Source organism: Tardisphaera saccharovorans (assembly GCF_046635845.1).
Taxonomy (GTDB): domain Archaea; phylum Thermoproteota; class Thermoprotei_A; order Marsarchaeales; family UBA168; genus UBA168.
Genome location: NZ_JAQQXN010000002.1, coordinates 265,113 through 285,952, shown reverse-complemented (window position 1 = coordinate 285,952; position 20,840 = coordinate 265,113). Strand labels below are relative to the sequence as shown.

At 48.9% G+C, this 20,840-nt stretch carries 23 protein-coding genes and 1 tRNA gene; 12 read left to right on the top strand and 12 right to left on the bottom strand.

Features of this window, described 5'->3' with window-relative positions:
- Positions 1 to 337: 337 nt before the first annotated feature.
- Positions 338 to 2,092 (bottom strand): ATP-dependent DNA ligase, encoded by a 1,755-nt coding sequence (locus tag PRZ02_RS04960; RefSeq protein ID WP_449464724.1) that lies wholly within the window; start codon positions 2,090 to 2,092, stop codon positions 338 to 340.
- Positions 2,093 to 2,274: 182 nt separating this feature from the next.
- On the opposite strand from PRZ02_RS04960, the gene PRZ02_RS04955 reads away from it, so the two are divergent.
- The 5 genes from PRZ02_RS04955 to rplJ are packed head-to-tail and all read left to right on the top strand — an operon-like array spanning position 2,275 to position 4,955.
- A complete protein-coding gene (locus PRZ02_RS04955) occupies positions 2,275 to 2,433 on the top strand; it encodes a protein translocase SEC61 complex subunit gamma (protein ID WP_449464723.1) in 159 nt (52 codons plus the stop codon).
- A gap of 9 nt (positions 2,434 to 2,442) precedes the next feature.
- A complete protein-coding gene (locus tag PRZ02_RS04950) occupies positions 2,443 to 2,931 on the top strand; it encodes a transcription elongation factor Spt5 (protein ID WP_449464722.1) in 489 nt (162 codons plus the stop codon).
- Positions 2,924 to 3,451, top strand: a complete 528-nt coding sequence (locus PRZ02_RS04945; protein ID WP_449464721.1) for a 50S ribosomal protein L11 — start codon at positions 2,924 to 2,926, stop codon at positions 3,449 to 3,451. The genes PRZ02_RS04950 and PRZ02_RS04945 overlap by 8 nt, the downstream gene beginning before the upstream one ends.
- Positions 3,451 to 4,101, top strand: coding sequence for a 50S ribosomal protein L1 (locus PRZ02_RS04940; protein ID WP_449464720.1), 651 nt, complete (start codon positions 3,451 to 3,453; stop codon positions 4,099 to 4,101). The genes PRZ02_RS04945 and PRZ02_RS04940 overlap by 1 nt, the downstream gene beginning before the upstream one ends.
- A gap of 2 nt (positions 4,102 to 4,103) precedes the next feature.
- Entirely contained in the window at positions 4,104 to 4,955 is an 852-nt protein-coding gene (rplJ, locus tag PRZ02_RS04935) for a 50S ribosomal protein L10 (RefSeq protein WP_449464719.1), read from the top strand.
- A gap of 69 nt (positions 4,956 to 5,024) precedes the next feature.
- On the opposite strand, the gene PRZ02_RS04930 is transcribed toward rplJ, so the two are convergent.
- From PRZ02_RS04930 to larB, 6 genes are all read right to left on the bottom strand, one after another.
- Positions 5,025 to 7,055 (bottom strand): DEAD/DEAH box helicase, encoded by a 2,031-nt coding sequence (locus PRZ02_RS04930; RefSeq protein ID WP_449464718.1) that lies wholly within the window; start codon positions 7,053 to 7,055, stop codon positions 5,025 to 5,027.
- Positions 7,056 to 7,061: 6 nt separating this feature from the next.
- A complete protein-coding gene (dph5, locus tag PRZ02_RS04925) occupies positions 7,062 to 7,850 on the bottom strand; it encodes a diphthine synthase (RefSeq protein WP_449464717.1) in 789 nt (262 codons plus the stop codon).
- A gap of 22 nt (positions 7,851 to 7,872) precedes the next feature.
- Positions 7,873 to 8,220 carry an Sjogren's syndrome/scleroderma autoantigen 1 family protein gene (locus tag PRZ02_RS04920; protein WP_449464716.1) on the bottom strand — a complete coding sequence of 116 codons (348 nt, stop codon included), beginning with the start codon at positions 8,218 to 8,220 and terminating at the stop codon, positions 7,873 to 7,875.
- Positions 8,221 to 8,310: 90 nt separating this feature from the next.
- Positions 8,311 to 9,501, bottom strand: coding sequence for a cation diffusion facilitator family transporter (locus PRZ02_RS04915; RefSeq protein ID WP_449464715.1), 1,191 nt, complete (start codon positions 9,499 to 9,501; stop codon positions 8,311 to 8,313).
- A 396-nt stretch (positions 9,502 to 9,897) separates the two neighbouring features.
- Positions 9,898 to 11,355, bottom strand: a complete 1,458-nt coding sequence (glnA, locus tag PRZ02_RS04910; protein ID WP_449464714.1) for a type I glutamate--ammonia ligase — start codon at positions 11,353 to 11,355, stop codon at positions 9,898 to 9,900.
- A gap of 73 nt (positions 11,356 to 11,428) precedes the next feature.
- Positions 11,429 to 12,202, bottom strand: a complete 774-nt coding sequence (larB, locus tag PRZ02_RS04905) for a nickel pincer cofactor biosynthesis protein LarB (protein WP_449464713.1) — start codon at positions 12,200 to 12,202, stop codon at positions 11,429 to 11,431.
- Positions 12,203 to 12,367: 165 nt separating this feature from the next.
- Here larB and larC point away from each other — a divergent pair, with 165 nt between their 5' ends.
- Entirely contained in the window at positions 12,368 to 13,624 is a 1,257-nt protein-coding gene (larC, locus tag PRZ02_RS04900; RefSeq protein WP_449464712.1) for a nickel pincer cofactor biosynthesis protein LarC, read from the top strand.
- Between the two features lie 77 nt (positions 13,625 to 13,701).
- Positions 13,702 to 14,010 (top strand): hypothetical protein, encoded by a 309-nt coding sequence (locus PRZ02_RS04895; RefSeq protein WP_449464711.1) that lies wholly within the window; start codon positions 13,702 to 13,704, stop codon positions 14,008 to 14,010.
- A 2-nt stretch (positions 14,011 to 14,012) separates the two neighbouring features.
- Here PRZ02_RS04895 and rpsJ read toward each other — a convergent pair whose 3' ends face one another.
- The 3 genes from rpsJ to PRZ02_RS04880 all read right to left on the bottom strand — a co-directional run bounded on the left by rpsJ (position 14,013) and on the right by PRZ02_RS04880 (position 16,359).
- Positions 14,013 to 14,321 carry a 30S ribosomal protein S10 gene (gene rpsJ / locus PRZ02_RS04890; RefSeq protein WP_449464710.1) on the bottom strand — a complete coding sequence of 103 codons (309 nt, stop codon included), beginning with the start codon at positions 14,319 to 14,321 and terminating at the stop codon, positions 14,013 to 14,015.
- On the bottom strand, positions 14,321 to 15,646 hold the full coding sequence (gene tuf, locus PRZ02_RS04885; RefSeq protein ID WP_449464709.1) for a translation elongation factor EF-1 subunit alpha: 1,326 nt from the start codon (positions 15,644 to 15,646) through the stop codon (positions 14,321 to 14,323). Before tuf ends, rpsJ begins: the two co-directional genes overlap by 1 nt.
- A gap of 89 nt (positions 15,647 to 15,735) precedes the next feature.
- On the bottom strand, positions 15,736 to 16,359 hold the full coding sequence (locus PRZ02_RS04880; RefSeq protein WP_449464708.1) for an MBL fold metallo-hydrolase: 624 nt from the start codon (positions 16,357 to 16,359) through the stop codon (positions 15,736 to 15,738).
- 131 nt (positions 16,360 to 16,490) lie between these two features.
- Here PRZ02_RS04880 and PRZ02_RS04875 point away from each other — a divergent pair, with 131 nt between their 5' ends.
- The 3 genes from PRZ02_RS04875 to PRZ02_RS04865 all read left to right on the top strand — a co-directional run bounded on the left by PRZ02_RS04875 (position 16,491) and on the right by PRZ02_RS04865 (position 19,046).
- Complete coding sequence (locus PRZ02_RS04875; RefSeq protein ID WP_449464707.1) at positions 16,491 to 17,684, top strand: nicotinate phosphoribosyltransferase; 1,194 nt, start codon at positions 16,491 to 16,493, stop codon at positions 17,682 to 17,684.
- Between the two features lie 42 nt (positions 17,685 to 17,726).
- A complete protein-coding gene (locus PRZ02_RS04870) occupies positions 17,727 to 18,926 on the top strand; it encodes an FprA family A-type flavoprotein (RefSeq protein ID WP_449464706.1) in 1,200 nt (399 codons plus the stop codon).
- Positions 18,927 to 18,970: 44 nt separating this feature from the next.
- Positions 18,971 to 19,046, top strand: a tRNA-Arg gene (locus tag PRZ02_RS04865).
- Between the two features lie 63 nt (positions 19,047 to 19,109).
- Here the strand turns inward: PRZ02_RS04865 and PRZ02_RS04860 are convergent.
- Positions 19,110 to 19,745 carry a 2,3-bisphosphoglycerate-dependent phosphoglycerate mutase gene (locus PRZ02_RS04860; RefSeq protein WP_449464705.1) on the bottom strand — a complete coding sequence of 212 codons (636 nt, stop codon included), beginning with the start codon at positions 19,743 to 19,745 and terminating at the stop codon, positions 19,110 to 19,112.
- Between the two features lie 78 nt (positions 19,746 to 19,823).
- Here PRZ02_RS04860 and PRZ02_RS04855 point away from each other — a divergent pair, with 78 nt between their 5' ends.
- Both PRZ02_RS04855 and PRZ02_RS04850 read left to right on the top strand, forming a co-directional pair.
- The gene (locus tag PRZ02_RS04855) at positions 19,824 to 20,249 is read left to right on the top strand and encodes a translation initiation factor IF-2 subunit beta (protein WP_449464704.1); all 426 of its coding nucleotides are present in this window, start codon (positions 19,824 to 19,826) and stop codon (positions 20,247 to 20,249) included.
- A 6-nt stretch (positions 20,250 to 20,255) separates the two neighbouring features.
- On the top strand, positions 20,256 to 20,555 hold the full coding sequence (locus PRZ02_RS04850) for a DUF424 family protein (protein WP_449464703.1): 300 nt from the start codon (positions 20,256 to 20,258) through the stop codon (positions 20,553 to 20,555).
- Between the two features lies 1 nt (position 20,556).
- On the opposite strand, the gene PRZ02_RS04845 is transcribed toward PRZ02_RS04850, so the two are convergent.
- Positions 20,557 to 20,832 (bottom strand): hypothetical protein, encoded by a 276-nt coding sequence (locus tag PRZ02_RS04845; RefSeq protein ID WP_449461643.1) that lies wholly within the window; start codon positions 20,830 to 20,832, stop codon positions 20,557 to 20,559.
- Between the last annotated feature and the right edge of the window lie 8 nt (positions 20,833 to 20,840).

The window sequence follows — 20,840 nt, the reverse complement described above, 5'->3', positions numbered from 1 at the left end:
AGTATTTAAATTATGGCTCAAATACTTTCAAACAAGACCACAGGAATCATGCGATAAGGAACTATTTCGTCTCACCAAATGGTCATATCTTCTCCTAGATGATTAAGAATTGAGCGGCATATAAGGACCACATCCAGGCCCTTATCCAAAAGAATCAATGCGCGCTACGCATCGTGGCTTCGTTGGATGGATCTATAGACGCCAAGAGCTCTTGCCTTAAACAAAGAATTGGCCTCCATGTAAGGCCTAGCCTTACCTATCGAAGAAACGGAAACCAACGTCATATAGGTACCCGGACCGTTCGTGAACAATAAAACGTAAAACAAAGTAACTATTACTATGAGATTTTTTTCAGCTGGCTTTGGTACATTTCCACCAGCTCATCGGTCGTGGTTGCATCCTCAGGAGCTTTATCTGTTCTCCACTTTCCCGTAGTGCGCGGAAACCTTATTGCGAGCCCCGCTCCTTCCTTGATCCTTCCATAAGCGGCAGTATGGATTGGACTAAGCGTTATCTCGGCCCCCTTTACCTCTATGACGTACTTTGGCTCAAACCAAACATCAGGCTGAAGCAGGCTTTCGACGCGCGCCGGCTTGCGTTCTACCCTTGCATCACCGAGCTTCTGGGGCAACGAGAAAAGTTCCTCATCCGAAAAGCCGCTGCCCAGCTTGCAGACAGTGCAGAATTCGTCCTTGGCCTTATCATATGCTGCAAGTAACAGCGCTCCATAAGTCCCTGCGCGCTTTCCCCTCCCATTGAACGCGCCAACTATCACCAAGTCTACCGTATCTGCCAGCTCGCTCTTGTAATCGCGCTTGTACTTTATCCAAAGCCACCCTCTGGCGCCAGCTTGGTATACCGATGCATCGCTGATATCCTTAGCCATAACCCCTTCGCATCCATCGCTTATCGCCTCTTCAAAAAAAGACTCAAATGTACTAAGATCGGATACCAAAGTCCTCGTTGCCAGCTTTACTGACCCAGACGTATCGACCACACTCTCAAGTGCCTTCCTGCGCTGAACGTATGGAACCTGTGTGAGGTCATTGCCATTTAAGTACATGACATCAAAGAGAAATATGTTAGTAGGGATCTCCTCCAGTGCCTCCTCAACACCGTACTTCCTTCTTCTGTGCATAAGTAATTGAAACGGCATCAATTCTCCAGTGTTGGGATCAACGCCAACTATCTCGCCTTCGACTATCGCCTCCGATGCCTTAACATGCTTCGCGATGGAGGAGATAACGTCGGGAAACTGAGAAGTGATCTTCTCCAGCCTGCGGCTAAATAACTCGACGTTCCCATGGGTTATGTGCGCCTGGCATCTCTCCCCGTCGTACTTATACTCAAGCGCGGCCTTTCCACCGAGCTTCGCAAGAACCTCTTCTGGGCTCTTAAGGCGTTCAGCGAGCATTGGCCGAATCGGCTTTCCGGGCGTGGGCTTTATCATCTTGATGCCTTCCAATCCGCTCTCAGCAAGGCTCTCGGCCACCTGTCCTATGTCACTGGTCAAGTTATACGCCCTTTCTATAAGGGACCTATCTCCTCCAGCATAGATCTCCGCAAGCGCATCCAAGATGGTCATATCCGCAACTCCAAGCCTCAGCTTTCCCATGACCGTTCTGACCAAGTATTTGGCCCCTACAGGAGTGAGACCACCAAAAATACCCGAAAGCCATCCCATTTTCTCATCCTGTGAGCCGCCGCCAGCTGAGCGAGCTATTTTATCCAGCGTTAAGTACACGTCTTTTACTGTAGGCGGCTGCGGTTGAACGAGCTGCTGTATTGCCTTTGCCTTAAAGATCTGCTCAGCTACCAGCCCAAGATCTCCGGTCTTCTTGTAAAGCGTCTCAACTTCTTTCAGAGGTACTCCGACGGACTTGGCCAACGCCCTCTCAACAAGTTTCTCACCAAGTCCTATCTCGATTCCGACGAAGTCGGGATACAACTTTCCCAGCGTTAGATAAGCCAACGGACCAACCTCATCCTTGCTGGCCCTCTTGAGCATGTCAACCAAAATGGAGGTTATCTCAAGCCTTTTAGTGGTTGACTCGATCTTCGAGTAAAAACTCGCCACTTCTGAGTACAGCATCGCGCGTTAATTGCGACATAGACTTTTAACCTTATGGGGATGGCATCCCCCTTCCCTTTTGCAGGCCTAATCAAGAAGCAAAACGTGGGAATGAAATCCATTGAGCACCTTGAGGCTTATTCGTCCTTTGCGATGCTTTTCACTCGCTAAGCTTAATTGTGCCCGTCCAAGTCTAAAAGAGAATGTCTCTATGGAAAGACATAGTCACGACCATGAAGCTGGTAAGAAAGCCTACTCGCAAGGAGTTCTGGTTATCCACGAGAATAACGTTCATAGGACTTCTTGCAATCGGAGTTTTGGCTTTCTTAATTCACATCCTTATGGCCGCGCTTCCACTTTAGGTGATGTTAATGCCGTTTAATTACGCGATTAAGGTAGCCCGCGGCAAAGAAGATGAGGCAGTAGACGAACTCGCCCAAAAAGCCAAGGAGATGAACTCCACTGAAGCATCGCAAATTCAATCCATAACAAGCATCCCATCTTTAAGGGGATATCTTATTGTCGAGGCCGTTAACTTCGCCGCTGTAGATAGACTCATTGATGGAAGTAGATACGTAAGAGGAAGAATCAAAGGTCTCGTGAAAGATGATGAGCTGCAAAAGATGCTAGTTCCTGCCCCCGTAATCGATCAAATCAAGGAGGGATATCTCGTTGAGGTAACCGGTGGTCTTCTCAAGGGTATGAGGGGAAAAATTGAATTCATAAACAAGGCAAAGGGCGAGGTTGGAATCAGCTTGATTGGCACCCCAAATGTGATGCCAGTCGTGGTTTCCGCGGATTCCTTAAAGGTAATCTCATCTGAGGCTGTAAAGGAAAGCGAGGGTGTTCAAAATGGCTAAGAAGGTTTTCAAGTTCAGAGTCGACGCGGGAAAGGCAACTCCAGGCCCTCCCATAGGGCAGGCGTTGGGACCGACCGGCGTAAAAACACCACAGGTCGTAGCGAAGATCAATGAGTTGACCAAGCAGTACAGCGGGATGAAGGTTCCAGTCAAAGTGATAATAGATATGAGTACCAAGGACTTTGAAGTAGAAGTAGGGCAGCCATCGGTATCATCCCTTCTGCTTCACGAGATAGGCAAGAGCAGTGGCGTTGGGAAGCCCGGAGTAGCAGGGGAAGCAACGGCAGGTGACATAAGTATGGAGGCAATTGTTAAAATCGCTGAGCAAAAGGCGAAGTCGCTCACCGCTTCGAGCTTCAAAGCTGCGGTAAAGACCGTTTTAGGGGTAGCCGCGTCCGTAGGCCTCACCGTCGAGGGAAAGAAACCAAAGGAGATAATTTCAGATCTTGACTCTGGCAAATATGATCAGCTTTTAAGCAAAGGCGAGATAGAGCTTGAAGCAGAGAGGGCGAAGTGGTGATGCCTATACCTACTTTAGAGGAACTTACTGAGGCCGTCAAGAAGGCAAGAGCGGAGTCTAAGCCAAGAAACTTCAAGCAAAGCTTTGAGCTTGTCGTTAAATTACCTCACTTCGATTCCAGAAAGCCAGAGTACAAGCAGAATAAATCGGTAATTCTTCCTCATCCACTTAAGTCTACTGAGGTCGCGGTCTTCGCGGTTGGGGAAAGGCGCGCTATGGCCGAAAAAGCAGGCGCCGCCTTCACCATGGGAAGGGATGAGCTTGCAGCTTTGGCGTCTGACAAAAAAGCCGCGAGAAAAGTTGCGAAAAGCTATGATTATTACCTTGCCGAGCCCGAACTCATGCCTCTGGTCGGTAGAGTGCTTGGCCCGTTCCTCGGCCCTAGAGGGAAAATGCCGGATCCAATACCCCCGAATGCAGATATGACAAACCTAATAGAGAGAGCAAAAAGGACGGCCAAGGTACGCATGAGAGAACAGCCATATTTCTCCGTTAAGATAGGTGAAGAGGACCTAAGCGATAAGGACGTCGCGGAAAACGCCCTTGCGGTCTTAAACGAGGTAGGAAGGGAATTCAAGAACCCCTCGGTTGAGATCGGATCTGTTATAATAAAGCTTACCATGGGTAAGCCCATAAGCTTAAGTGGTTAAAAATGCCATCACAACAAATCTTACTTAAAAAGCAAAAAATAGCATCCGAGTTAGCAGAAAAAATAAGGAAATACAACTCGGTCATGATAATAGGGATACAGGGAGCAAACGATAAGATGCTCGCAGAATTGAGGTCACGCCTAAGAGGCTTGGCAGAAGTAAAAGTTGCCAAAAACAGCACTGTAGTAAGGGCCCTCACTTCTCTCAAAAACGATAGACCCGATATAGAGAAGCTGGCAGCCCTTGCGACGGGAACTAATGCCTTAATAATTTCCAACACATCTCCGTTTATCCTTTCAACGATAATTGATGAGATAAGAGATTCAGATTGGATAAAGCCAGGAATGCCATCGCCAATCGATGTCGTGATACCCGCTGGTGACCTCGGCCTACCGCCTGGAGGGCCTGCAAGCGTGTTAACCGACATGGGAGCAAAGATAAAGATAGTCAAGGGTATGATAAGACTCGACGAGGACTTCACGCTAATCCACGTGAAAGAGAAGCCCAGCGCCGCAGCTGCCTCTCTCTTGATGGCCCTCGATATAAAGCCGATACCTCTAAGCTTCCAAATAAAGGGAGCGTGGGATGGAGTGTTCATACCAGGAGAACAACTCCATATAAGCATCGAGCAGTACGAAAAAGACCTCGTAAGCGCAAAGCTCAACGCGTTAGCAGTGGCTGTCGAGGCGGAAATAATGAACGACGAGACGGCTCCGCTCATACTTCAGAAAGCCGCAGTACAGGCATATGCGCTCGCTGGCACGGGTGCGTTCTTCTCTCCGAAGGAAATGGAAGTAGCCATCAGGCGTGCGGCAGCATCAGCAGCGGTTTTAAAGACTTCAGCTAAACTTTGATTTTTCATGGTCAGACCCATTATTGGGTCTTATTTTATTCTTCCGGCTTAGTGCGCTTACGCGACCATCCTATTCGTTTCTCATAGCCCACGCAGCTATATAAGAGGCAGAATCCTGAGGCCCTGAGCTTGGCAGAAACGGCACACCGTACTTAACAGCAATCGAAAGCAATGAGCTTCTTGGGCCGGGCTCATCGCTGTTCAATAGAGGGGGAATACCTTCCACAATGAATATGGGTTTTCCAAGCGTCTTCATGAATATTGCCTCCTCAAATAGGCCTCCAGAAGAAAGCAAATCAGCGACCTCTGAACAAGCCATAACCCTGACCACAACATCCTTGACTTTCACGTAATTACCACCAAGATCTTTGAGAGAATAAGTTACTCCCAGACCTTTTAACGCCTGCGAAAGCCTTGATCCCTCTAGACGATGATCCAGTATCACTGTCCCAGAAGACATTTCCTCCGTAAAATCGAGCAGACCCTTATTTATTTTTGTTTTTTTACCGTCATCCGGTGCAAAGGGAGCCTGAGAGCCTCCTTCCGAAATCATCAGTTCCCCATCGCTGGCCGATATCAACCTACCCATCGTTCCTTTCCTCTTTAGGGATATCCAGTGATATGTCTCGTCAGCGGTACCCTTGGCCATTAGTATAACGATTTTACCCTCTTTTTTTCTGCCGGTCCTGCCCCTTCTCTGTATTAGCCTTATGGCGCTTGGCACGTTATCATAAAACACTACGAGGTCGCAATTTTCTATATCGAGACCTTCTTCAGCGACCTGGGTGGCCACCAATACGTTGATTAGACCACTTCTGAAGTCGTCTAAAACGCGCATCTGATCGCGCTGACTCATTCCCTTCTCTACGCCCTTCCTCGCCTGCCCCAGAAAGGGCGCTGGCCTTGCACCCTTAACGCTCCCCAGAATCGAGGAAAGCACCCTTGCAGTCTCCCTATAATGGGTAAAAACCAAAACCTTAGAGCCCGCGTTCGAGAGCTCCTCCGATACCACAGAGAGCAACGCTGGAACCTTTGGGTGCTCAAGGCCAGACCGCCGCAACTCCAATAGCTTATTCTTCGCTTCGTTCCAATCGCTGACGAGCATCTTCAACGAGCGAGTAGAACCAACCTGTGCGACCGCATCTTCCATCTCGTCCATATAGCTTAGTGCGCTGCTTACGCCCTCCACCTCAACCAGCAACTTGGCATGCTTCACCCTGATGATATTATTTAACAGGCCATATGCCTGAAAGTCAGTGGAATCCGCGCTACCCGACTCTATCTTTTTCCTCAGTTTATCTTGAATGTCCAAAAGGTACTTTATGGGAACGTTGCTTACCCTGAACCTTATGCCAAGCGCCGATAGCCTTTCGATGTATTTCTCAGAGATCTGATCTAGTAATCTGCCCACCTGCAAGATCTCGGCCGGCAATTCCAGCACAACCCTTTTCTCGGTTATCCCCTTGACGTAAGCTGCGACGTCAGCACTCCTTTCGTCTCTGGCTTCCACTTTTTTTATGTGTAAATTAGAAAGGATTTCCTCTAGGTGCTCCTTGTTATATCCAGGAGATGCAGTTAGTCCAAGAATCAAAGGATGCCTAGCCTCATGGACGTACCTTGAAGCTATGTACACATACGGGTAATCGCCAACTGCGTGGTGGGCTTCGTCAAAAACCATAAAAGACACATCAGTTAAATCGTACCTATCATCTCTGAGGTCGTTCTCGAGCGCTTGCGGTGTCATGAATATGAACTGAGAGTGATTCCAGTGCCACTTTCTGGCATCAGGGCTCGTTTCTCCAGTAAGTACCCTCAACTCATCAGCCTCTATTAGGCTCCCAAAGGTTGATGCGTGTTGCTCGGCCAAGGGGCGCGTGGGCGCTAGCACCACGATCTTCTCATCGGGATATTGTTCAAAGCGCTTAGCCGCTACAAGTGCAGCAATAATCGTTTTTCCCAGTCCAGTGGGCAAGACCACAAGGGTATTGCCCTGTAAGGCGCTCAAGTATATGTTCAGCTGGTACTCCCTGGGTACAAGCGAACCCTTCTTTATGTAGGCTGGCAGCTTGGCGGCTCCTTCCACGTTGACCTCTAAGATCATGAGCTTTTAGCCATTTCGATGCAGCATTCGCTGAAAATCTGGAGGCACTTGCTCGTAAAACTTGATGCTCGCAGGCACTATTATGGACTTGGGCAGATTGTAAATTTTATCGTCAACAACGTCTCCAAGCCGAACCCAGTTTACAATTTCTCTTGGCGACCCAAGGGCCGATAGAAGTATCAACGGCCTTCCCTTTCTCAGAGCTCCCTTACTTAACTTTTCTTCCAGCTTCTCAAGAATTCCTAAGGCCTCCGAAAAACCCATGTACCTGCCCTCCTCGTACTTAACATCAAGAAGAACCAGCGTGTGAAGATCGCGAGAAAGATTATCCGCTATTACCTCATATGGAGTCTCTGGAAAATAGCCGTATCTTTCATCGGGATACACCACGGTAACGGGGGGGCCAAAGCGGTAAGGATCAAGCCCTGAGCATGAAGGCGCAAGCGATAATACGGAAATACCATGAACTACTTTGACCTCAATTCCCATTTGCTCTGCCCTACGCTTCAGGGCAAGGTGCGTTGTAAATATAAAAGGGTCCCCGAAGACGAGAAGGGAAATTGAGGATTTTTTGGCTGGTTCCAATACCTGGTCACCCTGTCCTTCCTCGAGGTCCTTTCTGCTGAGCACTATCACTTTTTTGCCAGTTAGCTCCTCCACTTTTTTTATGGTAAGCATGTCCTCTGGATCGGTGTATGCCTCTGCAAATACCTGGTCAGATGACCTGACAGCATCTAGCAACGATAGGGTCAGGTTACCAGGACCCCCTACTCCCATGCCACCTATAACTAACATGGTGCCACCCCCACGCGCCCGCTCACGAGGCCTCCAACTCCTTGATCTTCTTAAGAGAGTCCAGAATTGTCGAGATAAGTGAAACGTAAGAGGGCATGTTATCTGAATCAGAGTCAAGGGCCGCGGAGACCTCGCTTAGCCTCTTGAGCAGGACCTCCTTCACCCTCTCGATGATGTAAGGTTCCATAGCCGACGCTTCCTGTTGCCCGGCTTTTACGAAGACCACGGGCTTGTTGCAGTGCGGGCATATCACTTGCCCATCCCTAAGCCTAAACAAAGGGGAACCGCAGACAGGACACGTATCGGCTAACATGGTCGCCCCTGACTTCAGAAGGTTCGCCATCCTCTTTATGTCTTCGTCGTTGACCATATGTAAGTAAGGCACCTCAGATAAAAAGGCATCAGTGACCTTAGCATGGCTTTAGCCTTCCCTATTCACCAAGATATGTAATAATACGATTCAATCTGGCTCTGGAGATGCTTCTGCGGGCTTCAATTCGCCCCTTTTGAACATAGTGAGGGCCTCAGCCTCATTAGATGTAGGAGAGTACAGCACCATCATGCCCTCACCTTTAAGCGACGACAGCATGCCTTCACCTATTTCCCTAACCAACACCACTTCGACACCCCTGTTCTTAAGCTCCTTTGCGAGCCTCACGCCCTTTCTCCTAGTCTCAGCTAAAGCTGGGTTGTCGATTACGTCCACCTTGCCGCTCTTGGTATCCACGATCTTTATGAGAGGGACCGTGGCCATATGCCCCCTCAAGGAACCATCGGGTTGCTCGGGAATCGCCACGATCCACTTGCCCTGGAAAGACCCTGGCTCAACATGTATACTGACGTGAACAACCAAGGGAATGCTCCTCTTTATTTCACCCTCGACCTTATCGGCTAGTGCGTCTGCCTCCTGAACCGAGTAATTGGCAGGCGCTTCAAGGTGCATCTCTACAAAGTAAAACGGGCCACTTTGCCTTACCCTTATCTCATGTACCCCCACTACGCCCTCGATCCCTGACACGACGCCCCTTATTTTCTCGGTTATCTCCTCATTCCCAACATCAAGCAGCGTGTAAACGGCGTCCTTAGCTATCCTGTAGGCCTCAAACATTATGTAAGCTCCTATGAGTATTCCGACGACTTCAGCAATCAAAACCATCGATAACCACTCCGCGACGACCCCTACCACAACTATTAGCGATGATAGGACATCCTGATAGGCGTGAAGGCCCTGAGCTTTCATCGACGGTAATGCTATACCAGGTGTTCTATTCAAGTAAACCATTATCGAGTAGCTGGCTGCAGCAGAGATTATCTCCACAATTATGGGTACAGCTGGCTGGGATATATGAATAAAACTCAAAGAATCCCTTGCTATCTCCACAGCGGCAAAACCTATAGCTGCGGCCACCACCAAAGAGACCATGTTTTCTAGCTTATACAACCCAAAGGGAAACTTTTCCGAGGCCGGCCGCTCGGCCACCCGCAACCCTAGGTAAACCATGATCGTCATAAACACGTCAGAAAATGAATGAATCCCATCGCCAATCATTATCACGCTGTGGAATAAGACGCCGCTCTCAAATTTGGCTGTCGCTAGGGCGGCAAACACCACCGCAGACACGAGCGTCCTTTTCCTCGCTTCTTCGAACAACTCAAGTGTTTTCGGTTTACCGATATAAGTTTAGCTAAACACTGAGATATGCGACATTGAGTTGCTTCTCAAATGCTTCAGCAGGATACCGATAAAAACAAGCGCCACCAAGTATCACGAATTAGCTAAAAGCGCAAACATTTTTCCCGATCCTAAGAACATGTGCGAACTACCCAGCTAATGGTTTCGGCTTCCCAGCTCCTCCAGCGGTCAAAAGGGCTGTTCGCCTTGCCGCCGCGAGCGCCTTAGTCGCACTTCGCAGGAAGATGCTATCCGACAACGCGCCGCTTTCCAGTAGACCTGTTACGCTCTTTAAAAGGGGGGCTTTCGCCCCATCGACTATCATCGAGACAAAAGTTTTATTGCGTTTAAAAAACTCAGGTGCCAGTGCGGGCCTTACACATCAAAGTACATCTGAAACTCAAGCGGATGAGGTCTCATGCTCACTTCCTGATAGTCTTTGAGCTCATAGTAAATGATCTTATCGATAAGGCTCCTGCCAAATATTGACAGAAGGTAGTCGCTGTCCGATTGCAACGCTTCTACCGCCTCCTTGAGGCTGCCTGGTAACACGCCAATACCTTTTTCACGCCTCTCATCTTCCGTGAGCTCGTATATGTTCTTATCAACGGGATCTCCTGGATCTATCTTCCTCTTTATGCCATCCATCGCCGCAGCGGCCATTGCCGCAAACACAAAATACGGATTCGAGGATGGATCTGGAGGCCTGAACTCTAGCCTTTTCTCGCCGCTGTGATCGACTCCGTTGTGATAAATTGGTATCCTAACGGCGGCTGATCTATTTGACTTGCTCCATGCCATGTAAACTGGAGCTTCATATCCCGGTACCAGCCTCTTATAGGATGACGTAGTTGGTGCTACGATCGCGGCTAACGACCTCGCGTGTTCAAGCAAACCGCCTACGGCGTATCTACCAATCTGGCTAAGCTCGGCATACTTATCAGACGCGTCGTAAAACGCGTTGACGCCTCCGGTCCAAAGCGACATGTGGACGTGCATCCCAGAGGCGTTGTCACCAAACACGGGTTTAGGCATAAACGTGGCCACCATGCCCATGTTCTTAGCTACGTTCTTGACCACGTATTTTATGCTGATCACAGCGTCTGCCGAAGGGACTAGGTCGTCACGAAATATGTTTATCTCACCTTGACCTGCCGTAGAGACTTCGTGGTGGTGTGCATCGCATACTACGTGAAACCTGTCTTCCAGGTAAGAGACGGCGGTGCTTCTGAGCTCGTAAAGCGTGTCTTGCGGCGGCGCAGGGTAGTAACCTTCCTTGAACCTTATGGGATAGCCACTTCCCTGCGATGACCACGGTGCTTCGCGCGAAATGATCTCATAAGATTGCCCCCTGTAGGGCTGCAGCGTATCCCAAGTCACGCGATCAAACACGAAGAACTCGACCTCGGGCCCCCAGTACGACGTAAAGCCATTATCCCTTAGATATGAAACCGCGCGTTTGGCAACGTTTCTGGGGGCATCTTCAAACGCACCAGCGCCGCCGCCAAGTCCTACGTCACATATGAACCTAACAGTAGAAAGCTCTTGGGGATACCAAGGCAAGACCGCAACGGTCTGAGGGTCCGGGTAAAGTACCATGTCTGATTCATCTATTTGCGCAAAGCCCCTTATAGATGAGCCATCAAGCTTGGGTACCCCAACCCTGAACGAGTCCTCGCTCAGGGCATGGGAGGGAATCGTGACATGTTGCAGCCTCCCCGCTATGTCGGCAAATTGAAGGTCGACGAACTTGGCAGACCTAGCCAATCTAAGCGCTTCATCAACGCTAGCAACAAAAGGAACCACTCTACCGTCTTTTACGTCATAGGGCATGTAGTAAGCGATTAAAGGCATAAAAGCTTTTTTGAAACTGGTTCAAAAATTGGCTCTAATTAGTGAATATTTTTCATGAGTTGCGGCACTTTTCAGCTATTTTATTTGCAATCAGTGCCGCAAAGGCCCCAGCGGCAACTCCGCCATCTATATTAACCACGGAGACCCCCATGGGACATGCCTGCAGCATGGACATCAGAGCTGCCTCCCCCTTACCGCCGTACCCGTATCCCACGGACGAAGGCACCCCTATCACGGGCACGTCCACAAGCGACGCTACTACGGCAGGAAGCGCTCCCTCCATTCCCGCTATGACAATCAGAACGACCACGCCATCATCCAGCATCTTCTTAAGCGGCTCAAACAGCCTGTGAATTCCAGCTATCCCAACGTCAATCGCTACCTCAACATCACAACCCATTTCCTCAGCAACGAACTGGGCTTCCTCAACCAAAGGAAGATCAGCTGTACCAGCTGCCAATATTCCTATTTTCTGGCCAATTTTTGGAGGGACGTAACCACTTCTTCTGACCACAAAACACCTCTTCCCTTTTTTTAACTGATATTCGCCAGCTAGTCCCTCAATGGCTTTGCGATGATCTTCATCCATTACCCTTGTCACGATGGCAGACCCTACGGCTTTCGCCATCTCCTTGGCAAGGGCTGCTGCTTCCCCTGGATCCTTGCCCTCCGCCAATATGGCTTCGGGTACCTTCCTCCTCCATGCGCGCTCTAGGTCTAGCCTTACCTCTTCTCCCACCTGATCGACGTAAAGCCGCCTTATTTCCCTTTCGGCCTCATCGACGTCGATCTTCCCTGATGCAAGCCTCTCTAGAATATCTCTCATTTGGAAAGTGAGACAGGCGCTAAAAAGCCATGCGCTTGAATCCGTCAGGCTGCATGGCCTACACAGGTGACCCCATAACGATGCGAGCTCGGCGCATCATGAATTCAGGCACGACAACAACTCAATTATGCGCAAAGCGTTAAAGCCAATAAAACGTTTGAGTTCATGATACTGTATTTTGATTGCTCTACAGCTGGAACCTCAGGCGATATGCTTTTGGGAGCGCTCTTAGATCTTGGCTCTAACCAAGATAAAATCATAAAGCTGGCTGACTACGTTTCCAAGAACCTGCCCGGCGTCCGCTCCGTAAAAGTCGACGTTAAGAAGACAAGTAGCAGGGAGATCATGGGTACAAAGGTTACCGTTTCGGTTGATGAAGAACTTGTCTATGAGCCAGGAGAACCTCCACACCCGGAAAGAGATAGCGCCATACTTAGGAAGACCATAGACGGGGCCCTCAAGGAGTTCAATCTTGGAGAAAAGGCCAAGGCCTTTGCTCTCTCCGCTTTCGACAAGCTAGTAAGCGCGGAAGCTCATGTTCACGGCTTAAGAGAGAAGGTCACACTTCATGAGGCTTCTTCGGCGGACACAATAATAGATATAGTAGGCGTCGCCATGTGCATAGATGACCTAAAGTTGTTCGAGGGGACCAGGTACTGCGCCTCTCCCATAGCTTTGGGAGGAGGAGATATGGAGTTTTCGCATGGTATAATGGGATCACCAGCGCCGGCTACTATAACCATTCTTAGCCAGACAGGGTTACCAGTCATACCCGGGCCTTTCGGCAGCGGCGAGCTAACCACCCCAACAGGCGCAGCAATCCTGTCAACGCTGGTTGAAAAGAATTGCATGACCCCTATATTCACTCCAAAAAAAGTGGGTTATGGAATTGGCCAGAGGGACCTGGGCCGCAGGGCTTCTTTCACGCGCGTGATATTAGGAGATGATTACCCGCCGACGCAAACCGAAAGCGTGTCAATCGTGGAGACCGATATTGATGACGCAAGCGGCGAGGTCGTTGGGAAGGCCGTAAGCGACCTGATGGCAAACGGAGCGCTTGACGCATACGTGATACCTTCTTTAAGGAAAAAGGGAAGGCCCGGCACGCTAATTAGGGCCATCTCAAGGGTGGGAGATGAGAGAAAGCTCGCGCTCACCCTGATGGGCGATACCGGTACCCTCGGAGTTAGGTTTTGGGGCGTCAATAGGTTTGTGGCCTCTAGGGCAATGAGAACCATTAAGTTAAGGGGAAAAGACATAAACGTAAAGCTGGCGTGGGACATGGAGGGCAAACTGATAAGCGCAAAGCCGGAGTTCGATCAGATAGCAACGATCGCAACAGAGCTTGGCGTACCGCCTCAAATTCTGCAAAGCGAGGTAATGACCAAAGCCCTAAGGGGCAATGAAGACGAATCCGGGTAGCGACGTTCGTGAGCTAAAGTCCTAGCTGAGCCCCTTCAAAAACGCTAGACTTTAAGCCTCCGCTTTAGTTGTCTCAAATGGAGCCTAAGGCCATAATATTGGTTACCGCGGATTGGGATGCCCTAAAGTCCTACGCTAAAAAAATATGCCAAACGGCGGCCACGCAATTAAACGTCGAATATAAGGAGCTAAACGAAGACTGGGACTTCTTAACAAACTACGGGGAAAAGGACGAATTTGGTGGGGTGGAAATCCCGCAGGCCTTCATAGAAACCGCTGACGGCAAGTACATTCACGTTATGACAAAGGTGCCGCTCAACGATAAAGGAACCCCTGACCTTCAAAAAGGAGTTCAGCTATTTATTAACAAGTCAAAAGAGGGTTAAGGTCAAGTCAACTGGATCTCTATATAAACCGAATCAGGCACTTGGATTCTCATTATTTCTTGCATAACTCTCTCGTCGGCATCTATATCTATTAGCCTCTTGTGAAGCCTCATCTCCCAGTGATCGTAGGTATCAGTTCCCTCTCCATTTGGTGCCCTTCTCGTAGTTATCTTTAGATATTTAGTGGGCAGGTAGATGGGGCCCGCAACGCGAACGCCTGCCTTGGTAGCAACGTCCTTTATCTCGTTGCATACCAAGTCCACGTCCCTGACGTTCGCGCTCCAAAGCCTCACCCTTGCCTTCTGAGCCATCAAGCCTTCACCTGAATCTGAGCTGGTACCACGTCAACTACTATGCCTGCAGCTATGGTTCTGCCCGAGTCCCTTATAGCGAACCTTCCTAGTGGCGGGAAGTCCTGATATTTCTCAACCACCATGGGCTTTATCGGCACCATCCTGACTATGGCGCTGTCGCCCTGCTTTAGGAACGTCGCCTTTTCAGGCAGCGGCTGGCCAGTTCTCGGATCCAGCTTGTTAACTATCTCTTCTATCCTGCAAGCAACGGTAGCCGTGTGAATGTGGACAACGGGTGTATAGCCAACTCCAAAGGAAGTGGGGTGGTAGAGCACGAATATCCTTGCAGTGAACTCCTTGGCTACGGTAGCTGGGCTGTCAAGTTTGGCTGCTACGTCTCCCCTTTGTATGTCGGTTCTGTTAAGGCCCTTCACGTTAAAGCCTATGTTATCACCAGGTATTGCCTGAGTTACCTTTGTGTGGTGGGTCTCTATATCTCTGACCTCACCCACCTTGTTGGAGGGAAGGAAAACGAGGCGGTCACCTATCTTAAGTACGCCAGTTTCTACTCTTCCTACTGGCACCGTCCCAACGCCCTGAATGGTATAAACGTCCTGAATCGGAAGCCTAAGTGGCTTGTCGATTGGCTTGGGTGGCTCCTCAAGCATATCGAGGGCCTCTACCAGCGTTGGACCATTATACCACGGCATATTAGTGCTCTTGGTCGCAAGGTTATCTCCCTTCCAACCCGAAACGGGGATCACCGGCACCTTATCCATCTTGTAACCTATCATTGACAGAAGCTTGCTAATGCCGGCCTTTACTTCCTCATATCTTTGCTGCGAATAGTTAACAGAAGGATCATCCATCTTATTTATGGCAACGATGATCTGGTTAACTCCCATGGTCTTAGCCAAGAAAGCGTGCTCCCTGGTTTGACCAGTCGCTCCTATTCCGGCCTCGTACTCACCCTTCTTCGCGGAGACCACAAGTATTGCGGCATCTGCCTGGCTTGTGCCCGTCACCATGTTCTTTATGAAATCCCTATGGCCAGGCGCATCAATAAACGTGAAGAAATGCTTCGGAGTCTCGAACCTCCAGAAGGAAAGGTCGATCGTTATACCGCGTTCCCTTTCTTCCTTAAGCCTGTCGAGAACCCACGCGAACTTGTTATCCTCTTCTCCTTTGGCTTTCGCTGCAGCCTCGATCTCAGCCATCTCTCTCGGATCCAGCGACCCGGTTAGGTACAGCAGGTTTCCCACTATGGTAGATTTGCCGTGATCAATATGACCTATTACCACCAAGTTAAGGTGGGGTTTTTTCAGGAATTCGGCCCCAGACACACATTATCACCCAATCAAAAGTTATATGATGCTGCTTTTAAGCCTTAGTCGTTTTCCATCCAAGATGGCAAATGGAAAAAACCAACTTCTCACAGGGTCTTACTTCCTCCAAGATTTATGATTAAAACGTTTAGCCCCGATGACGCTTTCAGAAAATCATCCAGCGTATGCGGAACGAGCGAACTCTTTCCCTTTATGGCATAGTGCATTGGCACCACAAATCTAGGGTTTAGCGTCTTAGCGAGCTTAGCTGCTTCTTGAGGCCCCATCGTGAAATACCCTCCAACAGGAATCATCAGGTAGTCGGCATCTTTCACCTGAGTTTCCGTTTCGGGAGGTAATGATGAGGTATCTCCAAGGTGAACAAAACGCTTTCCCTCAACGAATATAGATATGGCTGAGCACTCTCCCCTTCCAGGGCCGTGGTCGGTCCGATAAGAGGATAACGTGAATCCCGGTATTAGCTCGATGGGCGGCTTCCCTATACTCTTAACCCCGTCAAAGACCTTAGCGCCGGAAAAAGGCTTGACGTAATCATGATCGGCATGATGGTGTGTCACGGCAACCCCCTCAACGCCATCTATGGCTTGGGGGTAGTCCTCTATTCTCAGGTTAAATCCCTCAAAGGCTCCTCCTTCATATGGATCTATTATCAGCTTATGTCCCGCGTTCTGTAAGACGAAGCAGGAATGGCCCAAATAAGTTATTTGCATTTGTTATTCATTACCACCGCGCTTTATAATTTTTTAGTTGCACATAACGGGCCAAAGGCCAGAAGGGCTGCTGGGGCAAGTAACGCGTTTTCCCTCGCAAAAAATAAATATCATATCAATATATAGTTAAGATGTTTTTCATACCGACAGAAAACGATCTGAAGTCAGGCGAGGTATCAGATCTCTACTTCAAGGTAACAGAGCAGGTACTAAGGCGTGCTGGAAGAAATCCCTACGTCACAATGGAAGTTTTTACTAAGGCCCTGCCAGAGCCCTATAACTTCGGAATTCTGTCTGGCCTCGATGATGTCACGGAACTACTTACTGGTGTCCCAGTAGACGCCTATGCAATAGATGAAGGAGAGGTCTTCTTCCCAGAAGAACCGGTACTGGTAATAAAGGGAAGATACCTCGACTTTGCGACCTACGAACCAGAAATACTCGGCTTTCTATGCGAGGCATCGGGCGCGGCAAGTAGAGCTGCACGCATGAGGCTAGCCGTCGGGCCAGATAAATCGCTTTTCGCGTTTGGGACAAGGCGCTCGCATCCATCCTCCGCGCTCGCTAAGGAAAAGGCAGCACTTGAAGGGGGATTCAACGGTACCTCAAACGTGCTAGCTGCAAGGCTTTTGGGAGTAAAACCCGTAGGCACCATACCTCACGCGATGGTACTGGCCTTTAGCACAAAAGAACATCCCTTCAACCAAGAGGAGGCATTTCGCGCTTACGACATGTACGCTCCACCCGATTCCCCTCGCACCATACTCATAGATACGTTCTTTACTCCACGCGCAGAAGCCCTAATAGCTGCCAAAGCGCTTGGAAGCCACCTTCAAGGAGTCCGCATAGATTCAGGGGATCTGGACAAGGAAGCTGAAGAAGTGCGCTGGGAACTCAAGCAAATGGGACTCAACGTAAAGATAACTCTAAGCGGCGGGCTCAACGAATACAAGCTAGAAGAGCTGGCACAGCATGCTGATGCGTTTGGCGTTGGCAACGCCGTCACAGATGCACCAACCATAGACTTCGGCATGAAAATATGTGAGGTTGATGGTTTTCCAATATCGAAAACCGGCCATATAAGCGGAGCCAAACAGGTTTACAGGGACTACGAGAAGTGGATTGACTATATCGTTCCAGAGGGGACGAAATTTTCTAAAGGGACGCAACTACTAAAGCCACTCATATTACATGGAAAACCAGTAAGAGATAAAAAACCGATTACCGACATAACGAAAAGAAACATAGAAACCCTCTTCTCAATGCCCAAGGATTTGAGGGACCTTCACAACAGAGGCGCGCCTAGGGTTCGCTTCATCGCATGACTAGCAAGCATAAACGTTTTTATTCGCATGAGAAGTAAATTTATGGCCTCATATATCATAAGGAACGTTTCTAAATCCGTGACCCTTTTACGGCTTAACGATACCGATGTCAAGTACTTCGAGGCAAACTGGCACATTCCGGAGGGAATCACCTACAACGCGTATGTTATAAAGAGTAAGGATGGCGCGGTGCTAATCGATTTATGGAAGCAAAAATACTCAGATCTTTTCCTGGAGGCGCTGAAGCAGGTCGTAGAACCAGCCGAGATCCGTTACGTAGTGGTGAACCACGCGGAACCGGATCACACGGGCGCCCTTGAAGCCTTTTCGGAAGTAAACCCAAACGCGATTGTGGTAGCGTTCCCCATAGCCGAGAGCTTGCTGAGGGCAAAGTACAACTTTAAAAACCAGTTTAAGTCCCTTAAAAACGACGAAAGCCTTTCCCTTTCAGACATAACGCTCAAATTTATCTACACGCCGTGGGTGCATTGGCCAGAAACCATGATGACATATTACGAGCAGGAAAGGATCCTATTCACATGCGACGCGTTCGGATCCTACTCAATTCCTGACGGAGTTGATGACCAAGTAGCGGATAAAGAGTACGAGCGCTACTCTGAAAAGTACTTGGTAACCGTCATAGGATCCTACAGGGATAACTTACTGAAAAACATAGAAAAGCTAAATCTGGAGGGAATAAAGCCGGCCATCATAGCTCCATCTCACGGCCTGATCTGGTCTAAGAACCCGGAGAGGGTGATACAGCTTTACACGAGATGGGCCCGCGGTGAATCAGATGAAAAGAAGGCTGTGATCATTTATGCCTCCATGTACGGATCCATAGAGTCCGTGGTAAAAAAGATAAAGGACAGTCTTCCTGGCGTGAACTTCAAAACGTTTGCTTTTACGGACAACAAGAGGGATGACATAGAGGACGCGCTGACCGAAGCTAATGGCGCTAAGGTCGTAGTGATAGCCTCTCCGACTTATGAGGTTGGGCCTCACCCTTCCATAGCTCAGCTTATTGACATATTTTCAATGAAGATGAAAGGCCTAAACAAGCCAACGGTTTTGCTTACTTCATACGGATGGAGCTCAACAGCTGATAAAAGAAACCTTAAGGCCATGCAGGATGCCGGATTTAAGGTTATAGACCAAGCTACCTTTAAAGAGAAAATTGCCGAGAACGACCTTAAAAGGATAGTAAGCTCCATATCTGCAGCTTTAAGCTCGCAACCGTGAGTAGCTTTTCCAATACGTATAAAAATTTTGTTTAAATTACAAGCGGGCCCGTGGCCCATTATGGATTAGGGCGCAGGCCTTCGAAGCCTGTATCAGTGGGTTCGAATCCCACCGGGCCCGCGAGCCCTAACCTTTCGGGAGTCCCATGTCAACAGGGGCAACTCCTAGAAGACTGCCCTCACGCTACGAGGATAACCGTACAGGCCATCGCTCCAGAAGCTTCTTGCTTTTCACATTCCCCTCAGAATCCAGCTCGTAAACTATGGGAACTCCTGTTGGTATCTCGAGGAGCGGAATGTCTTTTTCAGAAATCTTTTCTAAGTACATGACTATGGATCTTAGGCTGTTTCCATGCGCTACTACCAACACGTTTTTGCCCATCTTTATGTCGGTTAAAATGCAGTTCTCAAAGAAAGGCACAGTTCTTTTCTGCGTATCCTTTAGACTTTCACCGTTTGGTGGGGCTACATCGTAGCTCCTGCGCCACAACCTAACCTGCTCATCTCCGTACCGCTTTGCCGTTTCTGCCTTGTTTAATCCCTGCAGATCGCCATAATGCCTCTCATTCAGGTGCGCATCCTTTATTATGGGCATATCGACCTGCATACTCTTAAGGCAGAGCTCAAGCGTCTCAATAGCTCTGCTTAGGACACTAGTATATGCCACATCGAACTTTATTCCTTCTTTTTTTAGTAATTCCCCTGCCCGAGTGGCCTCACTTCTGCCCTTGTCCGTAAGCGGGACATCAACCCATCCCGTGAACCTGTTTTCAGCGTTCCATAGAGATTCTCCATGCCTTATTAAACATAGATATGCCATTTTTCAACGAAAATCGATCGCACGGATATGGGGTTTTCGGCCTTGCTCACGCTTAAAAGCCGCTACAAGCTTAAACCTATGGTAGACAAATACGACTACAAGCAGCTTTTGCAGAGATTGATGAACAACCTCCCAGAAAAGAGCACCAAAAGCGATTGGTTTGAGGTACCCCACGTTCAACTTTCTGTAACACGCAAGAGATCAGAGATCGAGAACTTCAAGGAAATATGCGATCTGTTCCAAAGGGAGCCGCAGCAACTCTATCTTTATCTCACCAAGAGGTTAGGAGCCGCAGGTACCATCGAGGGAAACAAGCTTGTCCTTAACAATCAGGTTTCCCAGGAACAGGTGGATGCCCTCATAAAGAAATATTACGAAGAATACGTCCGCTGCCCGGTCTGCGGCAGGCCCGACACCGTACTGGAGAAAAGAGGTCGCCTTTACTTCTTGAAGTGCCTCGCCTGCGGAGCAGAAACGCCAGTTAAGAACCCACTGAAGAGCTGATGGCGTTTGTTCTCCATAGGGCGTCACGAGTCGGAGAATGGCCTCGTAATAGGGCTATGCGACGCCAGCATATTGGGAAAAACAATCTCCTGTAGCGAGACCTCGCTCTTCGTGGACCCCCGGTTTTATGGAGGCTCTCTTATCAACGAAGACCAGCTCGAAGACGCATTTCGTTCCGCTTACGTAATAAACATCTTAGGTAATGACGCGGTTAAAGCGTGCGAAGCTAAGAACTTAATAAAAAAGGATTCTGCTAGATCCATCTGCGGGATTCTTCATGTCCAACTCCTTATTGCACAACCTTAGTTTAAGTTATTGCTTTATACCCTTCTTCAGTAAGCCCGAATAAGGCTCCTCTTCCTCCAAATCTCTTTACCAAACCCTTCTTTTCCACATTCTTGGAAACTATGTAACAATAAACAGTACCCATACCGGCAACTTCAGATATCCTCTTTATGGTACTTGGCTCGCCGATTTTAAGCAACGCAGTTAAGAACTTCCTCTCCCCTTTGGTAAGTATTTTAATCTGCTTCGTAGCTTCGCTCTCGTCAACCCAATTACCATTTATTAAAATCTTTGTCAAGATTTATC